This is a genomic window from Yersinia pekkanenii (assembly GCF_001152565.1).
In the GTDB taxonomy this organism is placed as follows: Bacteria; Pseudomonadota; Gammaproteobacteria; order Enterobacterales; family Enterobacteriaceae; genus Yersinia; species Yersinia pekkanenii.
Genome location: NZ_CQAZ01000013.1, coordinates 36,278 through 56,562, shown reverse-complemented (window position 1 = coordinate 56,562; position 20,285 = coordinate 36,278). Strand labels below are relative to the sequence as shown.

Here is a 20,285-nt window from a genome sequence, read left to right as displayed (position 1 = left end):
CCGAAGGGGTTATTCCCTTCGGAGTCAATACAACTTAACCCACTCTTTTTATCGGTTCAGCTACGTTGCCGTGTTCTGCACTGGAAAACCAATTCAGTTTTTCGCGCAAACTGACCACACTGCCGACAATAATCAGGCTGGGGCTGTTAACCTGCTGGGAAAGTAACGCCAACTGGTTTAGTTCACCGCTGACGACCCGCTGATGCCGCGAAGTGCCGTTTTCTACCAGAGCCACTGGTGTGGTTGCTGGCATACCGTGTTGAATCAGTTGCTGCTGGATCTCCCCGGCTTGCGATAACCCCATATAGAACACCAGCGTTTGTTTCTCCGCCGCCAAATTAGCCCAATTTAGCTGACTGTCTTTTTTGGCATGACCGGTAATCAGCCGTACGCTTTGTGCATGATCTCGATGGGTCAGCGGAATGCCACTGTAGGCCGAGCAACCGGATGCTGCGGTAATCCCTGGCACCACCGAAAACGGAATACCGTACTGCGCTAGCGTTTCCAGTTCTTCGCCGCCGCGACCAAAAATAAACGGGTCGCCACCTTTCAGACGTACTACCCGTTTACCTTGCTGCGCCTGCTGCAACAGAATCTGATTAATTTGGTCCTGCGGAACACTGTGGCGGCCGGACTCTTTGCCGACAAAAATACGCTCGGCGTCGCGCCGTACCAGATTCATAACCTCATCGGACACCAGCCGGTCATAAACCACCACATCGGCTTGTTGGATCTGCTGTAAACCTTTTAATGTCAGCAAACCGGCATCACCCGGCCCAGCGCCCACTAACACCACTTCGCCACGATCTGCCAGCGGTGCGTTGAACAGTCGCTCAATGTGCTGCTCGGTTTGTACTTGATCGTGGTTAGCCAGTGATTGGGCCAGACGATCATGTGTCAGCAGTTTTTCCCAAAAACGGCGGCGATCGGTCATGGCGGCAAAATGCTGTTTCACCCGCTGACGTAAATTACCGGCTAACTGTGCCAGTTGGCCCAAATGCTGTGGCAGTATGGCCTCGAGTTTTTCCCGCAGTAACCGTGCCAGTACTGGCGCTTTTCCACCGGAAGATATTGCAATCATGATAGGCGAGCGGTCGATGATCGATGGCATGATAAAACTGGTACGCTTCGGGTCATCAACCACATTACAGAACACGCGCTGCTGGTTGGCACTTTGATAGACGAGTGCATTAACCGCCACTTGATCGGTTGCCGCAATCACCAGCCATTTCTCTGCCAGCAAGCTGGGTACAAACTCACCGCTGACTAATGAAAGCAGCCCTTGTTCGGCCCAGTCGTGAAACTGTGGCGTGAATTCGCGGGCATTAACGGTGAGCCTTGCAGCGGCATCCAGCAGCAGGCGGGCTTTGCGTTCGGCCACTTCGCCACCCCCGACCAGCAGGCAGGCTTTGTTTTGCAGTTGGCAGAAAATCGGGAAGTAGTCCATGGGCAATCCTTCAGGTTGAGGCCGCTAGGGGATAAACCAGCCCCTAAGAGCTGGTGAATTCGGGTATCAGACTGCTGATAAAGTCAATTGAAGGGGAAGCGTGCGGTTGGGGTCGTAGCGACGTAAGTCGCCGGAGCGCCCCTAGGTGCGGTAAACCCTTCACTCACTGAGCTATCAATCGTTTTGCCATTAACCTCGTATAACTCACTCTTTCACCGCTTGCGGCGCATTGGCTACCGCAGGCTGTGGGCGTTGTCCTCGTGGTGTGGCATACCAGTAACCCAGTCCCATAAATACGGCTCCGGACAGAGTATTACCCAGAGTGACCCACAACAGGTTGTGGCCAATACCATTTAGGGTGTAAGCCTCACTGTGATGACCAAACCAGGACAGAGCAAACAGTGTCATATTCGCCACTGAGTGTTCGTAACCCGAGGCAATAAAGGCCAGCAGACACCACCAGATAGCGATAAATTTCGCCGCCCCTTCCACGCGGATTGCCATCCAGATAGCCAGACAAACCAGCCAGTTACATAATACACCTTTGAAAAATAAGGTCATAGCCGGTGCCGTGGTTTTTGCCAGTGCGGCGGTGTGTACCAAACTGGTATCTACTGACAGCAGATTACCGCCGCCGTAGTAATAGAGCAGGGCAACAAAGACGGAACCCAGCAGGTTCCCCAGCCAGGTTTGTGGCAATACCGTCCACATTTGGCTGGATGTGATGGTGCCCGCTTTCACACCGAAGGTCAGAAACATGGTGTGGCCGGTAAACAGCTCAGAACCGGCAATAATCACTAAGGTCAGGGCCAGGCCAAAGGTGGCACCCATCACTAGCGGGCGGTAAGCCGGATCGATGAGGTTACCTAGGGTGAAAATCAGAATAATGCCAATGCCGACATAAGCACCGGCCATGGCTGAACCAATCCAAAAACCGAGCGGGCTTTCTTTGGCCAGCTTGACGATTCGGGCCGCATTGGCCGCGCATTTGTTGATGGTGTCTGTATACATAGTTAATCCTAAATCCCCTTGCTCTTGACGCCAATATCTTTGGGGATGATCAAGTGTTAGTTTATAGTTATCACGCTTTGACGTGCACCATGCCGTCACGAACCCGCACGTCATAATGGGTAACTGAGCGTGTTTCATCTTCCATACATAAACCATCATGCAGGCGAAAGTGCTGTTTTTTCAGTGGGCTGGCTACCCACAGGTCACCCTGATGCTCGGCAATCAATCCACGCGACAACACACTGGCCTGGGCGAAAGGATCGATGTTACTGATGGCGAATAGCTGTTCGTCAGCATGAGGGCGGAAAACCGCAACGTGATGCTCGCCGATCAGGCCGCATACACCGCTACCGGGTAAAATATCATTTAACGGGCAGAGTGGGATCCACTGGCTCATAGGTTGTCCTCCAGTTCCAGTATGCGCACCGGGATACGTTCTTCCGGGCGGGCTGGGCGATGTTGATCACGTTCAGGCACCACTTGCACGTTCGGGTCGCGCAGTGGGCTGTTGATAAAGTGGGCAAAACGAACCTGCGCTGCTGGGTTCTCGACCGTGACTTTCCATTCGCAGATGACTTTATCGCGCAGACGGGCAATATCGGTTTCCAACTGGTCGTTGATAGCCAGTTTGTCGTCAAGGATGACGGCGCGCAGGTAATCAATGCCGCCTTCCAGGCTTTCCAGCCAGACCGAGGTGCGTTGCAGCTTATCGGCAGTGCGGATATAGAACATCATAAAGCGGTCGAGGTAGCGCATCAGGGTATCTTCATCCAGATCCGCCGCTAACAAGTCGGCATGACGTGGCTTCATACCACCGTTACCGCAGACATACAGATTCCAGCCGTTTTCAGTGGCGATAATCCCGATATCTTTGCCCTGTGCCTCGGCACATTCGCGGGTACAACCGGAGACGCCAAACTTCATTTTGTGCGGTGTACGGATACCTTTGTAACGATGCTCCAGCGCCACACCAAAACCGACGCTATCACCTACCCCAAAGCGGCACCAAGTGCTACCAACACAGGTTTTTGCCATGCGCAGTGCTTTGGCATAGGCATGTCCGGTCTCGAAGCCGGCTTCAATCAGTTGCGCCCAGATGGCAGGCAGGTCATCTTTTTGTGCGCCAAACATCCCCACTCGTTGTGAGCCGGTCAGTTTGGTATACAAGTTATATTGTTTGGCGATACGACCAATGGCCAACAAGCCATCCGGTGTGATTTCCCCGCCCGGTGAGCGCGGGATAACCGAGTAAGTGCCGTCTTTTTGGATATTGCCGAGGAAATTATCATTGGTGTCCTGCAACGGCGTATGTTGCGGCGCCAGTACATATTCATTCCAGCACGATGCCAACAGTGAACCGACGGTCGGTTTGCACACTTCACAGCCGTAACCTTTGCCGTATTTCTCCAACAGGGCGTCGAAGGTTTTCAGCTGTTCGACGCGGATCAGGTGATACAGCTCCTGACGTGAATAGGCGAAGTGCTCACAGAGATGATGATTGACTTCAATACCTTGCTTGCTGAGTTCAGCATTCAGTACTTGGGTCACCAGCGGAATACAGCCGCCGCAGCCGGTACCGGCTTTAGTCGCAGATTTCAGCGCGGCAACGGTATGGCAGCCCTGACCAATCGCCTGAATAATGTCACCTTTGGTGACATCAAAACAGGAGCATATTTGCGCAGTATCCGGTAGCGAATCCACGCCGATTGCCGGTTTGCTGCCTGCGTGGGCGGGTAGGATCAGGCTATCGGGGTTTTCCGGTAACGGGATATTATTCAGTGCCAATTGCAGCAGATTGCCGTAATCGGTGGTATCACCCACCAGCACCGCGCCCAACAGGGTTTTGTTGTCGGCGCTAACCACCAGGCGTTTATAAATCTCTTTACTTTCATCCAGATAAACGTAGCTACGCGCACCTTCAGTGCGGCCATGAGCATCACCAATCCCGCCGACATCGACGCCCAGCAACTTCAGCTTGGCACTCATATCGGCACCCCGGAAGGCATTCTCACGGCCTAACAGATGGTCAGCCGTGACCTGTGCCATTTTGTAACCCGGAGCCACCAGCCCGAAAGTCCGTTCCTGCCACGATGCACATTCACCAATGGCGTATACATCAGGATCAGAAGTCTGGCAATAATCATTGATAGCAATACCACCACGGCGTGCTGTCGCTAAACCGCATTGATGGGCCAGTTTGTCCTGCGGGCGGATACCGGTGGAAAAGACGATAAAATCGACTTCCAGTTGGCTGCCATCAGCAAATAGCATGGTTTTGCGGCTGTTTTGGCCTGAATGGACTATCTCTTGGGTATTTTTTCCGGTATGAACTCTAACACCCATTCGCTCAATTTTTTGACGCAGTTGGTCACCGCCCATTGGATCAAGCTGCTCGGCCATTAATACGGGAGCAAACTCAATAACATGTGTTTCAACGCCAAGACTTTTCAGCGCGCCAGCGGCTTCCAACCCTAACAGTCCACCGCCGATAACCGCGCCACGTTTACTGCGGCGGGTACAGGCTTCGATGGCGTTCAGGTCTTCAATGGTGCGATAAACAAAGCAATCTTGCCCCTCGCTGCCTTTAATCTGCGGGATCCACGGATATGAACCCGTCGCCATAATCAGTTTGTCGTAATACAGGGTGCGGCCACTGTTGGAATGGATCACTTTCTCGGTGCGATTGATAGTGATGGCACGTTCGCCAACCAGCACTTTTACACCGTGTTTTTCATAAAAGCCTTCACGGACCAGTGAAAGTTCTTCCGCAGTATGATGAGAGAAGTAAGAAGAAAGATGGACCCGGTCGTAAGCGATACGTGGTTCTTCGCAAAATACGGTTATCTCAAATTGGTCTTTATCCGCTTTATCTAATAAGTCTTCGATAAAGCGGTGGCCGACCATACCGTTGCCGATGATAGCAAGTTTGACTTTGCTCATTATTGCCTCAATTTTTAATTTTCTACCTTTACCTTAATCTTCTGTGCACCGCACTTATTGATGTAAATCAAATGGCTTCTCATATACCTCTAAGGTGGTAGATGGATGATTTTTAACGATTTTTGATAAGTTGCGGATTTCATTCATCTTTAGCTGAAAGGTTTCAGTTTTTGAATTTAGCTGACTAAAAAGAAAATCGGACAGCATGCTGTTAGTTGGGGGAAGTTAAAGAGATGCTGGCCGCTGATATCAATGTCTGTTTTGGTCATGAAGATGTGTTCGAACCTAAGTATTGGCCGAAAATCGGATATATTTGAAGCCGAAGGAGGGGGATTTTAAATAAAGAGACATTGCCCTGCCACTGGCGTGGCGGCAGGGCAGTAAAACCGCTAAATCAGTGAGTCACGTGGCCGTGGCTGCGGTGCTTGGTGAAGAAGCCCAGAACCAGGCACATCACAAACACTGCCAGGTACAGGCCATTTGCTGTTGCCAGCGCGGCATGAACCCCATTGTTAGCCACAATCGGGCCGGTCACCACGAAGGTCAGCATGGTGCCGACAGTGCCGCAGGTCAAAATGAAGTTCACCAGTTTGGGTGACGACACTTTGGTTTGTAGTGAACCCAAGGTAATCAGCGTGGTGTAAATGGCACTGGAGACAAAGCCGAGCGCCAGGATGTAGTAGCTCAGGTGCTCTGGGTTATCCGTGCTCACGAACATATACATCGCCAGCGTGGCCAGCGCCGCCAGTATGGTTACGATACGTTGCAGGTCAAAGAAGCGCAGGATAAAGCTGAATATCCACATCCCAATCATGTACGAGATCCAGAAGTTACTGACCAGTTGGCCAGCCTGGCTGATATCCATATTGAAGTTTTTGGTGGCATATTCCGGCACCCACTGGATGAAACCGAGTTGACCGAGGATATAGCATAAGGCGGCAATCGCCAGAAACAGCACGCCGATACCCCATTTCTCTTTCGCAATTGGCTTGCTTTGATCACTGGCTTTATGGCCGAGCACCGGGAACTCAGAGCACAGTGTCAGCACGAAAATACCGACATATAGCAGGCCGATGCCGACATACACCCAATACCATTCAATATGGCGTGCCAGCAGCATCGCAGCGGCTACCGGGAAAATCATCCCTGCCATACTGAAGAATGAGTCGGTAAACAGCAGGCGTGAACCGCGCTGACGCCCTTCATACATATGGGTTACCAGGAAGGTACCGATCGACATGGTTATCCCGCTGACCACCCCGAGGATGAACATGCTGATTGAGAAGATCATCAGATTATGGCCAATCATCAATCCGGCAATAGCGATCAACATCAGGATAAAACCGAATATTAACTGACGTTTTAATGGAATAATTTCCATCAACCAGGCATTGAGGAAAATAGAGATCAATATACCCGCGTTAAGAAAAGTAAATGTGTTACTCATACTGGCAATAGGCAGATTGAAATACTCTGCGATATTTCCCATCACCATCCCGGTGACAATCACTAACGCACCAGTAAGGGCGTAAGAGAAGTAACTGATCCAAGTTAACCGAATGCGATTGCTGTTATTCATAAATAAGCCTGTGTGTCAGTATCAAATCAAGAAGAGTTAAAGACAGATAATAGCTAAAAACGGGTATAGAGCTGAAAAGGCATCAAGCCGGTTTCCAGCGCTAAGGTGGCGGATCCTAGCATAGGTATGGCTATTTTTTGTGATATGCATCTAGTTTTTAATGCAATTGATGCGGTGTCATTGCGAATAATAGTGAGATGTCACAAGTTGCGGGTGCGGCAGGTGAGCTGACCCTTTGCCACCGTTACTTTAATTAGCCGATATCTTGCATTGAATCGTTATCTTGGCGGGGCGACTGAATCTCGCATCACAATCGTGGGCGGGAAACTGACATTGGGTAGCTGTGGGTTAATCAACAGTCGAGTGGCGTATTGCGCCATTTCTACAATCGGGAAATGCAGGCTGGTTAATGCCGGACACACAAAAGGCGCGCGTTCGCCACTGTCATAGCAAATCAATGAAATATCCTGCGGCACCTGTAAACGGTGTTTATTAATAGCTAATAATGCGCCAATGGCCATTTCTTCATTGCAACAATAGATAGCTGTCGGTAAGTGAGGTTGATTCAGGATCTCATCTGCGCGCTGATAACCACTTTCCAAATCGTAAACCCCGTCCACACAAGCGACCGGCTCTAAACCTGCCTGTTGCATGGCATCGACGAAACCCTGGCGGCGTAACGCACTGGAATGACGCTGAGCAGAACCACTGATACAAGCAATATGGCGGTGGCCGGCATCGATAAGTACCTGAGTGGCCATTTGGCTGGCACGCCGATGATCAAAAGTCACACAGCGGGTTTCAAGGCCCGGAACCAGCCGGTCCAGTAGCACGAATGGTCGATCGACGGCGACAAGCTGACGCAGCTTCTCGTCACTGAGAAAGCGCACATGTAGAATTAAGCCGTCGCAGCGTAAGTTATACAGGCGTTGAATCGCCTGCCACTCCTTCTCGGCATTATCCCGCCCCTGAGTCACCAGTAGCTGCTTCCCCTGGGATTCAGTTTCGGTTTGCACGAAATCCATCAGCGCACCAAAAAAACCCCCGCGATAAGAGGTGGTCACTAGCCCCAGCGTATTACTTTGACTAGAGGCCAGCGCCCGTGCGGCAGGGTTTGGGGTATAATCCAGAACCGCGACAGCTTGTTCTACTTTTTCGCGAGTCGGAGCCTTGACATTTGTATCACCGTTGACCACGCGGGAAACTGTAGCGCGGGAAACCCCGGCGAGTGCCGCAACGTCTTCTAGTGTCACCATCATCTTGCTCCAATCCCCTTGATACTGGAAACCGCAGGGGGTTGACGGCCCCCGAATCACTCACTTCAGTAAGCTCATCGGGATTAATGAGCCTCATCCTTGAGGTTCACCCTGCGGGCTAGCATAAATGCGGTTCAAATCGGTTCCCGACCATTTTGTTGCTCGCTTGCTGCCTACCTGCGACTCCAATTACTTTGGGTATAAAATGAGTTAATGTTACAAATCTGCGAACTGAGGCAGGTAGGGTTTATTGACCTGTAGAACATCGTCCAATAGCGGCTGAGCAATGCTGGCGTTAGCAATCAGTGGGTTAGTCACTAAGGCTAACAAAGCACTACCACGGTCACCGTGTACCGCAGCTTCAATGGTCAGACGCTCGTAGGCTTTTACTTGCTGGGTCAGCCCATGCATCGCAACCGGTAATGAACCGAAGGTGAGTGGATGAGCACCTTGTGCATCAATAATACAGTTAGTTTCTACCACTGAGCCATCGGATAAACCATGGATCGCGCCACGGTTTGTGGTATTAACGACGAGTTGCGTACCTAAATTATTATGAATAGCACGAATAAGCTCCAGTGCAACTTCAGAATAAAATGATCCGCCACGGAAGCTGAGCTGTTCCGGTTTACTGTCCAGATGGGGATCAGCGTACAGCTCGAATAACTCTTTTTCTACCTGCATCACTTGTTCTGCACGGGTACCACGTTCGGCGGCTGCAGCCATTTCTTCTGCCAGCATATCCTGAGTCTGGTAAAAATAGCGATGATATGGACAAGGGATCGCCCCCATTGCCCGCAGGAATTCCGGTGGCCATGGTGCTTCCTTAATATTATTCATGGTCAGCGACGCCCCATCACACAACATATTCAACACATCTGCGGTGACATCTTTACCACGTTGTAAGACTTCATGCACCCATACCATATGATTTAGCCCGGCAAAACGCAGCTGAATATCGTCATAAGGTGCGTGCAGCAAATTGGCAATCATATGGTGCATGCTGATTGGGACATTACACAGGCCGATAATTTTTGCTTTGCTGTAACGGGTAACGGCTTCAGTGACGATACCAGCAGGATTGGTAAAGTTAATAATCCAGGCATCTGGAGCCAGTCGCTCGACTCTTGCCGCAATATCAAGCATCACCGGAATGGTGCGTAGTGCTTTGGCAAAACCGCCGACGCCGGTCGTTTCCTGGCCAAGTAGGTTATATTTTAGCCCCAAGCGTTCATCTGCTGCCCGTGCAGGGAGCTGGCCTACACGGAATTGTGTCAGGACAAAACTGGCTCCCTTGATGGAGTCATCCAGTGAGAAGTGAACGCTGACTTTTACGTGCTCAAGACCATGACGATCTAACATTCTTCGAGTCAGTGCGGCAATGATTTCTACTTTTTGACGGCCCAATTCGACATCAGCCAGTGCCAACTCAGTGACCGGCAACTGATCAATACGCTGAATCAGCCCATCAACTAACTCTGGGGTATAGCTACTACCGCCACCAATAATAGCAATTTTAAAGGTTTTCATAATTTGGCTTCCAAATGGATGAATTATAAATGAGAGCGCTCTCATTTTAGAGCAGACTAGCGATTAACCAAAAACAAAATGAGAGGTTTCTCCCAAAAATGGCAGGTAATAGGAAGAATAATAAGCAAGACGTGATCTCTATTGCAGAATTTCACTGTTGCCTGGGGTTGGGTTGATGGTTTAATTTGGTTAATTAATCGCCATGGTGCTATTTATCTGCCAAGGTGGCGAGATTTCAGCGAAAATCCGCATTCTGTTACGTAAATATCCGTAAATGGGTGGTATTGCGCGGGTTAGCTCTCTAGAATCAAAGCGCTTTTCCGTTGTTTGCATCCCACAGAAAGGAACCGTTAATGTTCAAACGTACTTTAGTGACCTTCATCGCACTTTGTTCCCTAAGCGCCGTGGCTCCTGCTGCTTTAGCGGCCGGTGAGCCTCATGTATTGTTAACGACGTCAGTTGGGAATATTGAGCTAGAACTCAATAGCCAGAAGGCCCCGGTTTCAACACAAAACTTCGTTGACTATGTCAACAACGGCTACTACAACAACACTATTTTCCATCGTGTTATCCCTGGTTTTATGATTCAGGGGGGGGGCTTTACCGCTGACTTCAAACAAAAAACCGCTAAAACGCCAATCAAAAATGAAGCAGATAACGGCTTGCGTAATCTGCGTGGCACCATCTCTATGGCGCGTACTGCCGATAAAGACAGTGCTACCAGCCAGTTCTTCCTGAACGTGGCAGATAATGCTTTTCTTGACCACGGCCAGCGTGACTTTGGTTATGCCGTGTTCGGTAAAGTAGTTAACGGCATGGATGTGGTAGAGAAGATCTCCCAGGTTCAGACCGAAAATGTCGGCCCGTATCAGAATGTGCCGGTTAAACCGATCACTATCCTGTCAGCGAAAGTTTTGCCTTAATTGCTGCCCACCAGCCTTCACGCTAAACCTCGAAGGCTGGTTTATATTCCCAACAATCACATTGCTGCCATAAATTAATCCGTTGGCTCCTGCGGCATGCTTATAATCAATTATCTGTCTGCGATGGGGTGAAAGGTTTATGAGCGAAACATTACTTATCGGCAAAGCACTGCCGGCACAAGACTTAGTGATTTTATCGGCACTGGCCAATCGCCATGGGTTGATTACTGGTGCGACTGGTACCGGTAAAACCGTCACCCTGCAAAAGATGGCAGAGCAATTTTCCCGCATTGGCGTGCCGGTATTTTTGGCTGATGTGAAAGGGGATTTATCCGGTATTGGCGCTGAAGGGGGAGATTCTGAAAAGCTGCAAACCCGGCTGGCGGCAATCGGTGTTACCGACTGGCAGCCACAAGCCTGCCCGATTGTGCCTTGGGATATCTTTGCCGAGAAAGGTCATCCGATTCGCGCCACCATTTCTGATCTCGGCCCGCTGCTGCTGGGGCGTTTGCTTGATCTGAATGAGGTACAAAGCGGCATACTGCAATTGGTGTTTAAAATTGCTGACGACAACGGTTTGCTGCTGTTGGACATGAAAGACCTGCGTGCCATGGTGCAATATGTCGGAGACAACGCAAAACAGTTCCGTACGCAATATGGCAACATTACACCGGCCTCAATTGGGGCTATCCAGCGTGGTTTACTGATGTTAGAAGCGCAGGGTGCCAATCAATTTTTTGGCGAACCGATGTTGGATATCCACGATTTGATGCAGACCGACAGCAACGGGCAGGGCGTTATCAATCTGTTGGCCGCTGATCGGTTGATCAATCAACCCAAACTGTACGCTATTTTCCTGCTTTGGTTGCTGGCTGAACTCTTTGAGCAGCTTCCGGAAGTCGGCGATGTTGATAAGCCTAAGTTAGTCTTTTTCTTTGATGAAGCCCATTTGTTGTTCACCGATGCTCCGACGGCGCTGGTAGATAAAGTTGAGCAAGTGGTGCGGCTGATCCGCTCAAAGGGGGTCGGTATCTATTTTGTGACGCAAAACCCATTGGATATCCCGGATAAAATTCTCGGTCAACTGGGCAATCGGGTACAACATGCCCTACGCGCCTTTACCCCTCGAGATCAAAAAGCGGTTAAAGCTGCCGCTCAAACCCTGCGCGCGAATCCGGCATTTAGCGCCGAACAAGTGATTACCGAGCTGGGTGTTGGCGAGGCGCTTATTTCTTTCCTTGATGAGAAAGGGCGGCCCAATGTGGTGGAGCGAGGAATGGTGATTGCCCCACAATCAAAAATGGGCGCATTGGATGCGGCGGCACGTAATCACGCCATCAATCACTCGCCACTGTATGGCCGTTATGAAGAGATGGTGGATCGCGAGTCTGCATATGAGATGTTATCCGTGAGTGGGTTCTCTACCCTGGGCGATACCGCTACAGGGAACGTGACGGGACCTCAGCAACCGGCGGGTCAGCAGAAGAGCGCTGACGGTGGTTGGATGGGGGGACTGAATGATTTGTTGTTTGGTTCTACCGGCCCACGGGGTGGCAAGCATGATGGCATTGTTCAGACGGCGGCAAAAAGTATGGCGCGCGATCTGGGCCGACAAATTTTGCGCGGTGTTCTGGGATCAATTACGGGTGGGCGTAAGCGTTAACCTGATTTTTTGGGATGTGAAATGCTGTTATTGATCGATAATTACGATTCATTTACCTACAACCTGTACCAGTATTTTTGTGAACTGGGCGTTCAGGTGGTGGTTAAGCGCAATGATGAAGTGCAATTGACTGATATTGAAAAATTATCTCCTTCACACTTGGTGATTTCTCCCGGCCCTTGTACCCCGAATGAGGCTGGGATTTCGCTGGCTGCTATTCGTCATTTCGCCGATAAATTGCCAATACTGGGGGTTTGTTTGGGCCACCAGGCGCTGGGGCAGGCTTTTGGTGCGCGGATAATGCGGGCGCGGCAGGTGATGCACGGTAAAACCACGGCGATTTGTCATAATAGCCAGGGCGTTTTCCGTGGCCTTAACCAGCCGCTGACCGTTACCCGTTATCACTCTTTAGTGATTGCCACTGACTCACTGCCCGACTGTTTTGAGCTAACTGCATGGACTGAGCAAGACGGTGTAATGGATGAGATCATGGGCATCCGCCATCGTACGCTGCCATTGGAAGGGGTGCAGTTCCACCCAGAGAGTATCCTCAGTGAGCAGGGCCATCAATTATTAGATAATTTTCTTAAAAATTAGAATGTTAAGATAATATCATTTATAAAGTGATCTTTTTATTTGCCTCATTGTGATTTTTTATGCATATTTTATGACTATATTTTCATACGCCAATCATTGGCAGCTTAATTTTTTATCAGGGTGGCAGCGCAATGGCAGATAAGTTAGCAGTGAGTCGCAGTACATTCGATCAGGTTATTTTGCCTGTTTATGCACCAGCGCAGTTTATTCCGGTAAAAGGGAAAGGTAGCCGCGTATGGGATCAAGCAGGTACGGAATATATTGATTTCGCAGGTGGAATTGCGGTTACTGCGTTAGGCCATTGTCACCCCGCGCTGGTGGCTGCATTGCATGAACAGGGGGAGACGTTATGGCATACCAGTAACGTCTTCACCAACGAGCCCGCACTGCGTTTGGCACAAAAACTGATTACCGCGACCTTTGCCGACCGCGTGTTTTTTGCTAACTCTGGCGGTGAAGCGAACGAGGCGGCCTTTAAGTTAGCCCGTCATTATGCCATTGAGCGCCATAGCCCGTACAAAACCAAAATCATTGCTTTCCACAATGCTTTCCATGGTCGCACCTTGTTTACCGTATCCGTTGGCGGTCAGCCAAAATACTCTGATGGTTTTGGCCCGAAACCAGCGGATATCATCCATGTGCCGTTTAATGATCTGGCGGCGGTGAAAGCGGTAATGGATGACCATACTTGTGCCGTCGTACTTGAGCCCATTCAAGGAGAAGGGGGCATTACCTCCGCCACGCCAGAATTTCTGCAAGGCGTGCGGGCGCTGTGCTCCCAATACAAAGCGCTGCTGGTATTTGATGAAGTACAAAGCGGCATGGGCCGCAGCGGCAAGCTGTTTACCTATATGCACTACGGCGTGACCCCCGATATCCTGACCACGGCGAAAGCCTTGGGCGGCGGTTTCCCTATCAGTGCGATGCTGACCACGGAAGAGATTGCCTCGGTGATGGCGGTAGGAACCCATGGCACCACTTATGGTGGCAATCCTCTGGCCTGTGCGGTCGCTGAGGCGGCACTGGATGTGATTAACACCCCTGAGGTACTTGATGGTATCGAACTGCGTCACGGTTTGTTTGTGCAAGCTCTGCAACAGATTAACAACAAGTATCATGTATTTGAGGATATCCGGGGCATGGGGCTGCTGATGGGTGCAGAGTTAACGCCACAATACCGGGGTCGTGCGCGGGAGTTCCTGACGGCGGCGGCGGCTAATGGCTTGATGATCCTCAATGCCGGGCCGGATGTGCTGCGGTTAGCGCCTTCGTTGGTGATTGAACTGGATGATATCCAGCTAGGAATGGCACGCCTGGAAAAAGCGATTGCCAGTTTGGTCAACGGCTAAACAGTGTATGGAGAGGCGCTCTGCCTCTCCATTGTTACGTTTTATCGCGTAACTTACGGCTGCGCCAAATACCGTGATGTGGCTGCTGCTGCCAGGCCATTGATGATACGGTATGCATCACACTCAGATGTGACAAAATCCGCCGTAAATTACGTTCCAGCTCAGAGATTTGTGTGTCAGAGTCCACGTCTGGCATTTGCACAAAATCGTTATCACCCCCGCTGTTATCCGATTCCAGCCGTTGCTGGCATTGCTGAATCGCCATCTCACATAACTGCAAATACTCCGCCGCCAGGGTGGCGCTCATTTGCACGAGCTTCTCCTCGGAGGACGAGGTTGAATCAGCTAACGAATGCTCCCGTGTTAGGATAGTCATCTCATTGATATGCCCAACAATTAGCTCGCTATGGGTGGCCCAAAGCCGCATGTCCGCCAAATATTTTGAATTAAATCCCGGTTCTTGCATCGCCTGATTGAGTGAGCTTAGAACGGCGTTACTCGCCTTGTTCACTTGGATCCGTTCATAAGCCAGTTGCCCGATATCAGGGTGAGGTTTCAGCAGGATGCGCAGGATATTCTGATAACTCGCCAACGCTTGATGCGCATTTTTACGCAGTAAACCGCTTTGCCACTGAGGCCACAACCATAATGCACTGGCAAAGGCCAACGCGCAGCCGATTAAGGTATCCAGTAACCGTGGGACTAAAAAGTCTGCGCCTTCTCCGGTCAATAGCTGCAAGATATACACCGCAGTTATGGTTCTACCGATGACAGCCAGCCCGTAGTTTTTGCGTTGAACCAGATAGGATATCAGGGTAATGAGCAACATGATGCTCAGCGTCGTCCCTTCTGGAATTTGAAAATGCAGCAAGGCTGCCGCGAGTAATAGCCCAACCAGAGTACCAAGGGCGCGGTGATGAATACGCACTTTAGTGGCGTTATAGCCGTTTTGCGTCACCAGCATGATGGTGAGTAAGATCCAATAAGGTTTGGGCAGATGCATCAGATTACCGATGTAACTGCCGACAGCCAGGGTAACTCCCATGCGAGCAGCATCCCGCAAGGCACTGGATTTAAATGATAAATAGCTGACGAGTGCTGGCCAGAACGGCTGGGAGAGCTGGCTGGACATCAATTCGCGGTCATATTGCGGGCGTTGGTCGCTCAGGATCTGGGTAACATGGCTGATGTGGTAATAGCTGAATTGTAGAACCGGGTTGTCTGGGTTCTGCTGGGCTATTTCTTCCAGCTCTACCAGCGCCTCACCGGCGCTGAAACGTGCCATTGCGCGGTGGTGATAGAGAATATCATCGGCGATGGTGCGCATTCGAGCCGAGATAGTCTGCATATTGCGCTCAAGGACCGTTTCTATTTGGCCTTGCTTCATTAGCTCTTGCACTTTCTCCGGCTGATTCATTGCCGCGGTAATATGCTCCTGCAAATCGAGCGCCATCTGAAACAAGCTCAATAACCGTTTTCGCTCTTGTTTAGTGGCATTGTCTATCAAGTTAAATTGTTGATAAAGCTGGTTAATTTCATCCATTATCCCTTGTTGCCTGTCGAGCAATTTGGGGAGCGCCTTTTCTGATTCAACATGCTGGGAAAACAGGCTGTATTTAACGTCGCAATACTCGGCCAGCAAATTATAGAGTTGGCTCAGGGGCTCACGGATCAGTTGATCTTTGCATAACCGGAACCACAACCAGTTAAATACGCCGTACCAGAGCGTCCCCACGGCACACATCAACGGTGCTTGCCAGATAGGTGCGCGGCCTAGCATGCTAAGGCTGAAAATAGCGGCGATGAGTGCGGCGGGGAGCAGACGACCATTGAGCTGGCTGATGGCACCACTCATACCCAATATTAATGCCAAACCAAGCATCACCGCAGGCAATGGAATATGCCACAGCAACAGTTGTTGAGTCAGAAAGCTACTGAATGCAAAGAGCATCCCGCCGATAATCAGCCGCCGGAAGAAATGTTGATGGGGGGTATCTAGCGAAGCAATATTACAACAGGCGGGTATCAGGGAGAACATCAGCCCCAATCGCAATTCGCCAATCGCAAACCCCAACGCCGCCGGTAAGCAGAGCACCAGTGTTTGGCGCAGTCCATAGTTAACATTGGGCCGATAAATAACTTCAGGATGATAAATAAGCCGTTGCCAATTCATAGAGGCCCCAGAAATTTATAAGTTACAACAGACGAAAAAGCCAGTCCCGAGGTTATCGGCACCGGCTTTATGGGAGATTAACGGGTGCCGTAAACGACAATCGTTTTACCGTGTGCGGAGATCAGATTTTGATCTTCCAGCATTTTTAGTATCCGCCCCACAGTTTCGCGGGAGCAGCCAACTATTTGACCAATTTCCTGGCGGGTAATCTTAATCTGCATCCCATCTGGGTGGGTCATGGCATCAGGTTGTTTTGCCAGATTCAGCAGCGTTTGTGCAATGCGCCCAGTCACATCAAGGAAAGCAAGGTTACCCACTTTCTCAGAGGTAATCTGTAAGCGATTCGCCATCTGTGAAGATAGGCGCATCAAGATATCTGGATTGACCTGAATCAACTGACGGAATTTTTTGTAAGAAATTTCAGCCACTTCACAGGCAGTTTTTGCTCTAACCCAGGCACTCCGTTCCTGGCCTTCTTCAAATAATCCAAGTTCGCCAATGAAATCTCCCTGGTTTAAATAGGAGAGGATCATCTCTTTACCTTCTTCATCTTTGATAAGCACCGCAACGGAGCCTTTCACGATGTAGTAAAGCGTTTCAGCCTTTTCACCTTGGTGAATTAGCGTACTCTTTGATGGATATTTGTGGATATGGCAATGAGACAGGAACCATTCGAGAGTCGGGTCTGTTTGCGGCTTACCGAGAACCATTCGCTGTTATCCTCTGTTGTTATCGCTGCCTAACATAACAGGGATCAGAGTTCCCTGTACGGCGTGCTTATAAAATACACTTTCTCTTAGCATAATAATTTGCTCAACTGCCGAAAGGTATAGCCAAGATACGTACCGGATAGAAACCCTTCACTGAGTATTGATCACTACCCTATTTAATTCTAGAAACAACACTTTCGGTTCTGTTTGTAGCACAGGATGAGACCAGTGTCTTGTGTTGTATCGCTTCAGCATGATGAACATCGGGTTACATTGCCAGTTTGTAAATGAAAGGGTAGTCTGGATCAGGAAATTTAACTGGGAGATAGCGTTATGCAGGCACGTGTAAAGTGGGTTGAGGGGCTGACATTTTTGGGGGAATCCGCTTCAGGTCATCAGATTTTGATGGACGGAAATGCCGGAGACAAGGCACCCAGCCCGATGGAAATGTTGTTAATGTCGGCAGGCGGTTGTAGCGCGATTGATGTTGTTTCTATTTTGCAAAAAGGGCGCAATGATGTACGTGATTGCGAGGTCACATTAACTTCGCAACGCCAGGAAGAAGCACCACGGTTGTTTACGCAAATCAACTTGCACTTTATTGTCAGCGGCAAAGGCCTGACGGACAAAATTGTTGAGCGCGCGGTTGAGTTGTCAGCAGAGAAATATTGTTCGGTTGCGCTGATGCTGGGTAAGGCTGCCACTATCACTCACAGTTTTGAAATCCGCGAAATCGCCTAAACAAGCCCTTCGTACTTGACGCTGCAGGGGTGTTGGCTGGGTTCGCTTGCCGCCTACCTGCAGCTCTAATTACTTTGGGCTGGTATAGCACTAAATTATTTTTTTGCCTTCCAGTAATTGCTGAACCAGTGGTGCCATAATCAGCTCCATTGCCAGCCCCATTTTCCCGCCGGGGACCACCAGCGTATTGATGTTAGAGATAAATGACCCTTGCAGCATTGCCAGCAAGTAAGGGAAGTCGATTTGGTCTAAACCGCGAAAGTGAATGACAACAAAGCTTTCATCCAGCGAAGGAATGGCTTTGGCGGCAAATGGGTTTGAGGTATCGACGGTTGGAACACGCTGGAAGTTAATATGAGTGCGGGAGAACTGTGGCGTAATGTAGTTAATGTAATCGTCCATGGAACGTACTACCGAATCCATCACCGCCTCACGGGAATGACCGCGCTCACCGGTATCGCGGACCAACTTTTGAATCCACTCCAGATTGACGATAGGCACCACGCCCACCAACAAATCTACGTGTTTTGCCACATCATGATGTTCCGTCACCACCCCGCCGTGTAGCCCTTCATAAAACAGCACATCGGTGGGTTCTGGCAGCGCTTCCCATGGCGTGAATGTTCCTGGGATCTGGTTATAAGGCACGGCTTCATCATAAGTGTGCAAATACTTACGCGAGCGACCGGTGCCGCTTTTGCTGTATTCCTCCACACTTTGCTCCAACTGACCAAAGTCATTGGCTTCCGGGCCAAAATAGCTGATGTGCTTACCCAGATCTCGTGTCTTACGGATGGCAGCATCCATTTCCGGGCGAGTATAGCGATGAAAGCTATCACCCTCAATTTGCGCCGCGCGAATATTCAACTGCTGAAAGATTTTACGGAATGCCAGGCTGGTGGTGGTCGTCCCGGCACCACTTGAGCCGGTAACGGCGATAACCGGATGTTTAGTTGACATATTAGCAGTAACTCCATGGGGTTAGACTGTCAGTGACCGGGCTACAATTGCCTGTTTTTTATCGTTGATGGTTATTTTTAGGGCAAAGTGGCGGGCTTGTCACTTTGTTTTACCTTAGTTTTAACCGAATGCGGTTCTGATAGGGCCAGGGTTATTGCTGTTCTTCTGCTCCGGCGCGAAAGGAGCCTCGTGTCATAATATTGATGGTTTCGTGCAACTCTGACCACACCAAAATAGCCTCACCGCTCACCAACTGACGGCGTACATCCTCGACTTTTTGCGCTAGTGAACGCTCATGTTCGCCGTAATCCGTGCCTTCACGGAGCACAAAGGCTTCAAGTAGGTTATCCAGTGTTTCAGCGTCGACTTGCTGCCAGGGAACTATCATTACTGCGACTCCAGATAAGGGGAAAGCCAGGTTGGAATACGTTGCTCCAACCACATTTTCGGGTGTTTCAATGAACCGCCGACAAAACCAACGTGGCCGCCATGTTCGGTTAACTGATAATCAATATTGCCCGGTAACTCGCTGAGGTCAGGGATCACCTCGGCCGTCATAAAAGGGTCATCTTTAGCATGAATGATCAGCAACGGGGTGGTTATCTGCGGCAGCAGCGGCAGGGCGCTACAGCGGCGATAATAATCTACTGCGTCATTAAAGCCATGTATTTTAGCTGTTATGACATCATCGAAATCTCTGATTCGTCGCAGTCCTTTTAACTGCACCAGTTCGAGAGGCAGGCTTCCGGGGTAATGTAAAAGCTTGCGGGTCGCATTCAACTTTAGCTGATTCAGTAAATAGCGTTGATAGACGCGAGAGAAGCCTTGATCCATCCGATTGGCACAAGGTTCAAGCATCAGCGGTGCTGACACTACCACCGCAGCTTGTAACAGACTGCCTGCCCCAAATGGGGCCAGTCGCCCTTGCTCAGCCAGGTAGCAGGCCAGCATATTGCCACCTAAAGAGACTCCCACTGCGGCGGTTGGCACCTGACCATAGCTTTCCCGTAGCCAGCGCAAAAAGAAGCGGGCATCTTCTGTTTCACCGGAATGGTAAATACGTGACTTACGATTTGGCTCGCCACTGCATCCGCGAAAATGCATGACGACACCCAACCATCCTTTAGCTTGCCATGCGTGCAGTAACCCATGGCCATACGGGCTGTAAAAATTGCCTTCCAGACCGTGGAATAACACCACTCTGGGTTTGTCGCGAGCCAGCTCCGGGTTTTCACTCCAGGCCAGATCGATAAAATCCCCATCAGGTAACTCCAGCCGTTGCCAGAATGGTTGCAGTTGCACGCGCCGTCTGACCCATCGTGGCAGCAGCGTTTGCAGATGTGGGTTACTGGCACCGGCCAGCGGGCGAAATATTTCATGCATATGGTGAATGGAAATCATGTCGT

At 50.2% G+C, this 20,285-nt stretch carries 17 protein-coding genes; 5 read left to right on the top strand and 12 right to left on the bottom strand.

The features are described 5' to 3' along the window. Nucleotides 1-34 precede the first annotated feature (34 nt). The 7 genes from cysG to AEP37_RS08585 all read right to left on the bottom strand — a co-directional run bounded on the left by cysG (nucleotide 35) and on the right by AEP37_RS08585 (nucleotide 9,763). Entirely contained in the window at nucleotides 35-1,447 is a 1,413-nt protein-coding gene (cysG, locus tag AEP37_RS08615) for a siroheme synthase CysG (RefSeq protein WP_049612387.1), read from the bottom strand. A 204-nt stretch (nucleotides 1,448-1,651) separates the two neighbouring features. Continuing rightward, nucleotides 1,652-2,458 (bottom strand): nitrite transporter NirC, encoded by an 807-nt coding sequence (gene nirC, locus AEP37_RS08610; RefSeq protein ID WP_049612385.1) that lies wholly within the window; start codon nucleotides 2,456-2,458, stop codon nucleotides 1,652-1,654. A 70-nt stretch (nucleotides 2,459-2,528) separates the two neighbouring features. Next, entirely contained in the window at nucleotides 2,529-2,855 is a 327-nt protein-coding gene (gene nirD / locus AEP37_RS08605; protein ID WP_049612384.1) for a nitrite reductase small subunit NirD, read from the bottom strand. Beyond that, entirely contained in the window at nucleotides 2,852-5,398 is a 2,547-nt protein-coding gene (gene nirB, locus AEP37_RS08600; protein ID WP_049612382.1) for a nitrite reductase large subunit NirB, read from the bottom strand. The genes nirD and nirB overlap by 4 nt, the downstream gene beginning before the upstream one ends. A 394-nt stretch (nucleotides 5,399-5,792) precedes the next feature. Then, nucleotides 5,793-6,977, bottom strand: a complete 1,185-nt coding sequence (gene tsgA / locus AEP37_RS08595; protein WP_049612380.1) for an MFS transporter TsgA — start codon at nucleotides 6,975-6,977, stop codon at nucleotides 5,793-5,795. Nucleotides 6,978-7,255: 278 nt separating this feature from the next. Beyond that, nucleotides 7,256-8,233, bottom strand: coding sequence for a LacI family DNA-binding transcriptional regulator (locus tag AEP37_RS08590; protein ID WP_049612469.1), 978 nt, complete (start codon nucleotides 8,231-8,233; stop codon nucleotides 7,256-7,258). A gap of 216 nt (nucleotides 8,234-8,449) precedes the next feature. Then, on the bottom strand, nucleotides 8,450-9,763 hold the full coding sequence (locus tag AEP37_RS08585; RefSeq protein ID WP_049612378.1) for a 6-phospho-beta-glucosidase: 1,314 nt from the start codon (nucleotides 9,761-9,763) through the stop codon (nucleotides 8,450-8,452). Between the two features lie 353 nt (nucleotides 9,764-10,116). Here AEP37_RS08585 and ppiA point away from each other — a divergent pair, with 353 nt between their 5' ends. The 4 genes from ppiA (at nucleotide 10,117) to argD (ending at nucleotide 14,295) form a co-directional block, all read left to right on the top strand. Beyond that, complete coding sequence (ppiA, locus tag AEP37_RS08580) at nucleotides 10,117-10,686, top strand: peptidylprolyl isomerase A (protein ID WP_049612376.1); 570 nt, start codon at nucleotides 10,117-10,119, stop codon at nucleotides 10,684-10,686. Between the two features lie 139 nt (nucleotides 10,687-10,825). Then, a complete protein-coding gene (locus AEP37_RS08575; protein WP_049612374.1) occupies nucleotides 10,826-12,349 on the top strand; it encodes a helicase HerA-like domain-containing protein in 1,524 nt (507 codons plus the stop codon). 21 nt (nucleotides 12,350-12,370) lie between these two features. Beyond that, on the top strand, nucleotides 12,371-12,946 hold the full coding sequence (locus tag AEP37_RS08570; protein ID WP_049612373.1) for an aminodeoxychorismate synthase component II: 576 nt from the start codon (nucleotides 12,371-12,373) through the stop codon (nucleotides 12,944-12,946). Between the two features lie 131 nt (nucleotides 12,947-13,077). After that, a complete protein-coding gene (gene argD / locus AEP37_RS08565; protein ID WP_049612371.1) occupies nucleotides 13,078-14,295 on the top strand; it encodes a bifunctional acetylornithine/succinyldiaminopimelate transaminase in 1,218 nt (405 codons plus the stop codon). Nucleotides 14,296-14,329: 34 nt separating this feature from the next. Here the strand turns inward: argD and AEP37_RS08560 are convergent, their stop codons facing one another. Both AEP37_RS08560 and crp read right to left on the bottom strand, forming a co-directional pair. Then, nucleotides 14,330-16,468: a YccS/YhfK family putative transporter gene (locus AEP37_RS08560; protein WP_049612368.1), complete on the bottom strand. Its 2,139-nt coding sequence runs from the start codon at nucleotides 16,466-16,468 to the stop codon at nucleotides 14,330-14,332. Between the two features lie 77 nt (nucleotides 16,469-16,545). Then, on the bottom strand, nucleotides 16,546-17,178 hold the full coding sequence (gene crp, locus AEP37_RS08555) for a cAMP-activated global transcriptional regulator CRP (RefSeq protein ID WP_002212297.1): 633 nt from the start codon (nucleotides 17,176-17,178) through the stop codon (nucleotides 16,546-16,548). A gap of 333 nt (nucleotides 17,179-17,511) precedes the next feature. On the opposite strand from crp, the gene AEP37_RS08550 reads away from it, so the two are divergent. Further along, nucleotides 17,512-17,919: an OsmC family protein gene (locus tag AEP37_RS08550; protein ID WP_049612366.1), complete on the top strand. Its 408-nt coding sequence runs from the start codon at nucleotides 17,512-17,514 to the stop codon at nucleotides 17,917-17,919. 90 nt (nucleotides 17,920-18,009) lie between these two features. Here AEP37_RS08550 and AEP37_RS08545 read toward each other — a convergent pair whose 3' ends face one another. The 3 genes from AEP37_RS08545 to AEP37_RS08535 form a co-directional block, all read right to left on the bottom strand. Then, entirely contained in the window at nucleotides 18,010-18,879 is an 870-nt protein-coding gene (locus AEP37_RS08545) for a phosphoribulokinase (protein WP_049612365.1), read from the bottom strand. A gap of 151 nt (nucleotides 18,880-19,030) precedes the next feature. Further along, nucleotides 19,031-19,267: a YheU family protein gene (locus tag AEP37_RS08540; RefSeq protein ID WP_049612359.1), complete on the bottom strand. Its 237-nt coding sequence runs from the start codon at nucleotides 19,265-19,267 to the stop codon at nucleotides 19,031-19,033. After that, entirely contained in the window at nucleotides 19,267-20,262 is a 996-nt protein-coding gene (locus AEP37_RS08535; protein WP_049612467.1) for a hydrolase, read from the bottom strand. Before AEP37_RS08535 ends, AEP37_RS08540 begins: the two co-directional genes overlap by 1 nt. Between the last annotated feature and the right edge of the window lie 23 nt (nucleotides 20,263-20,285).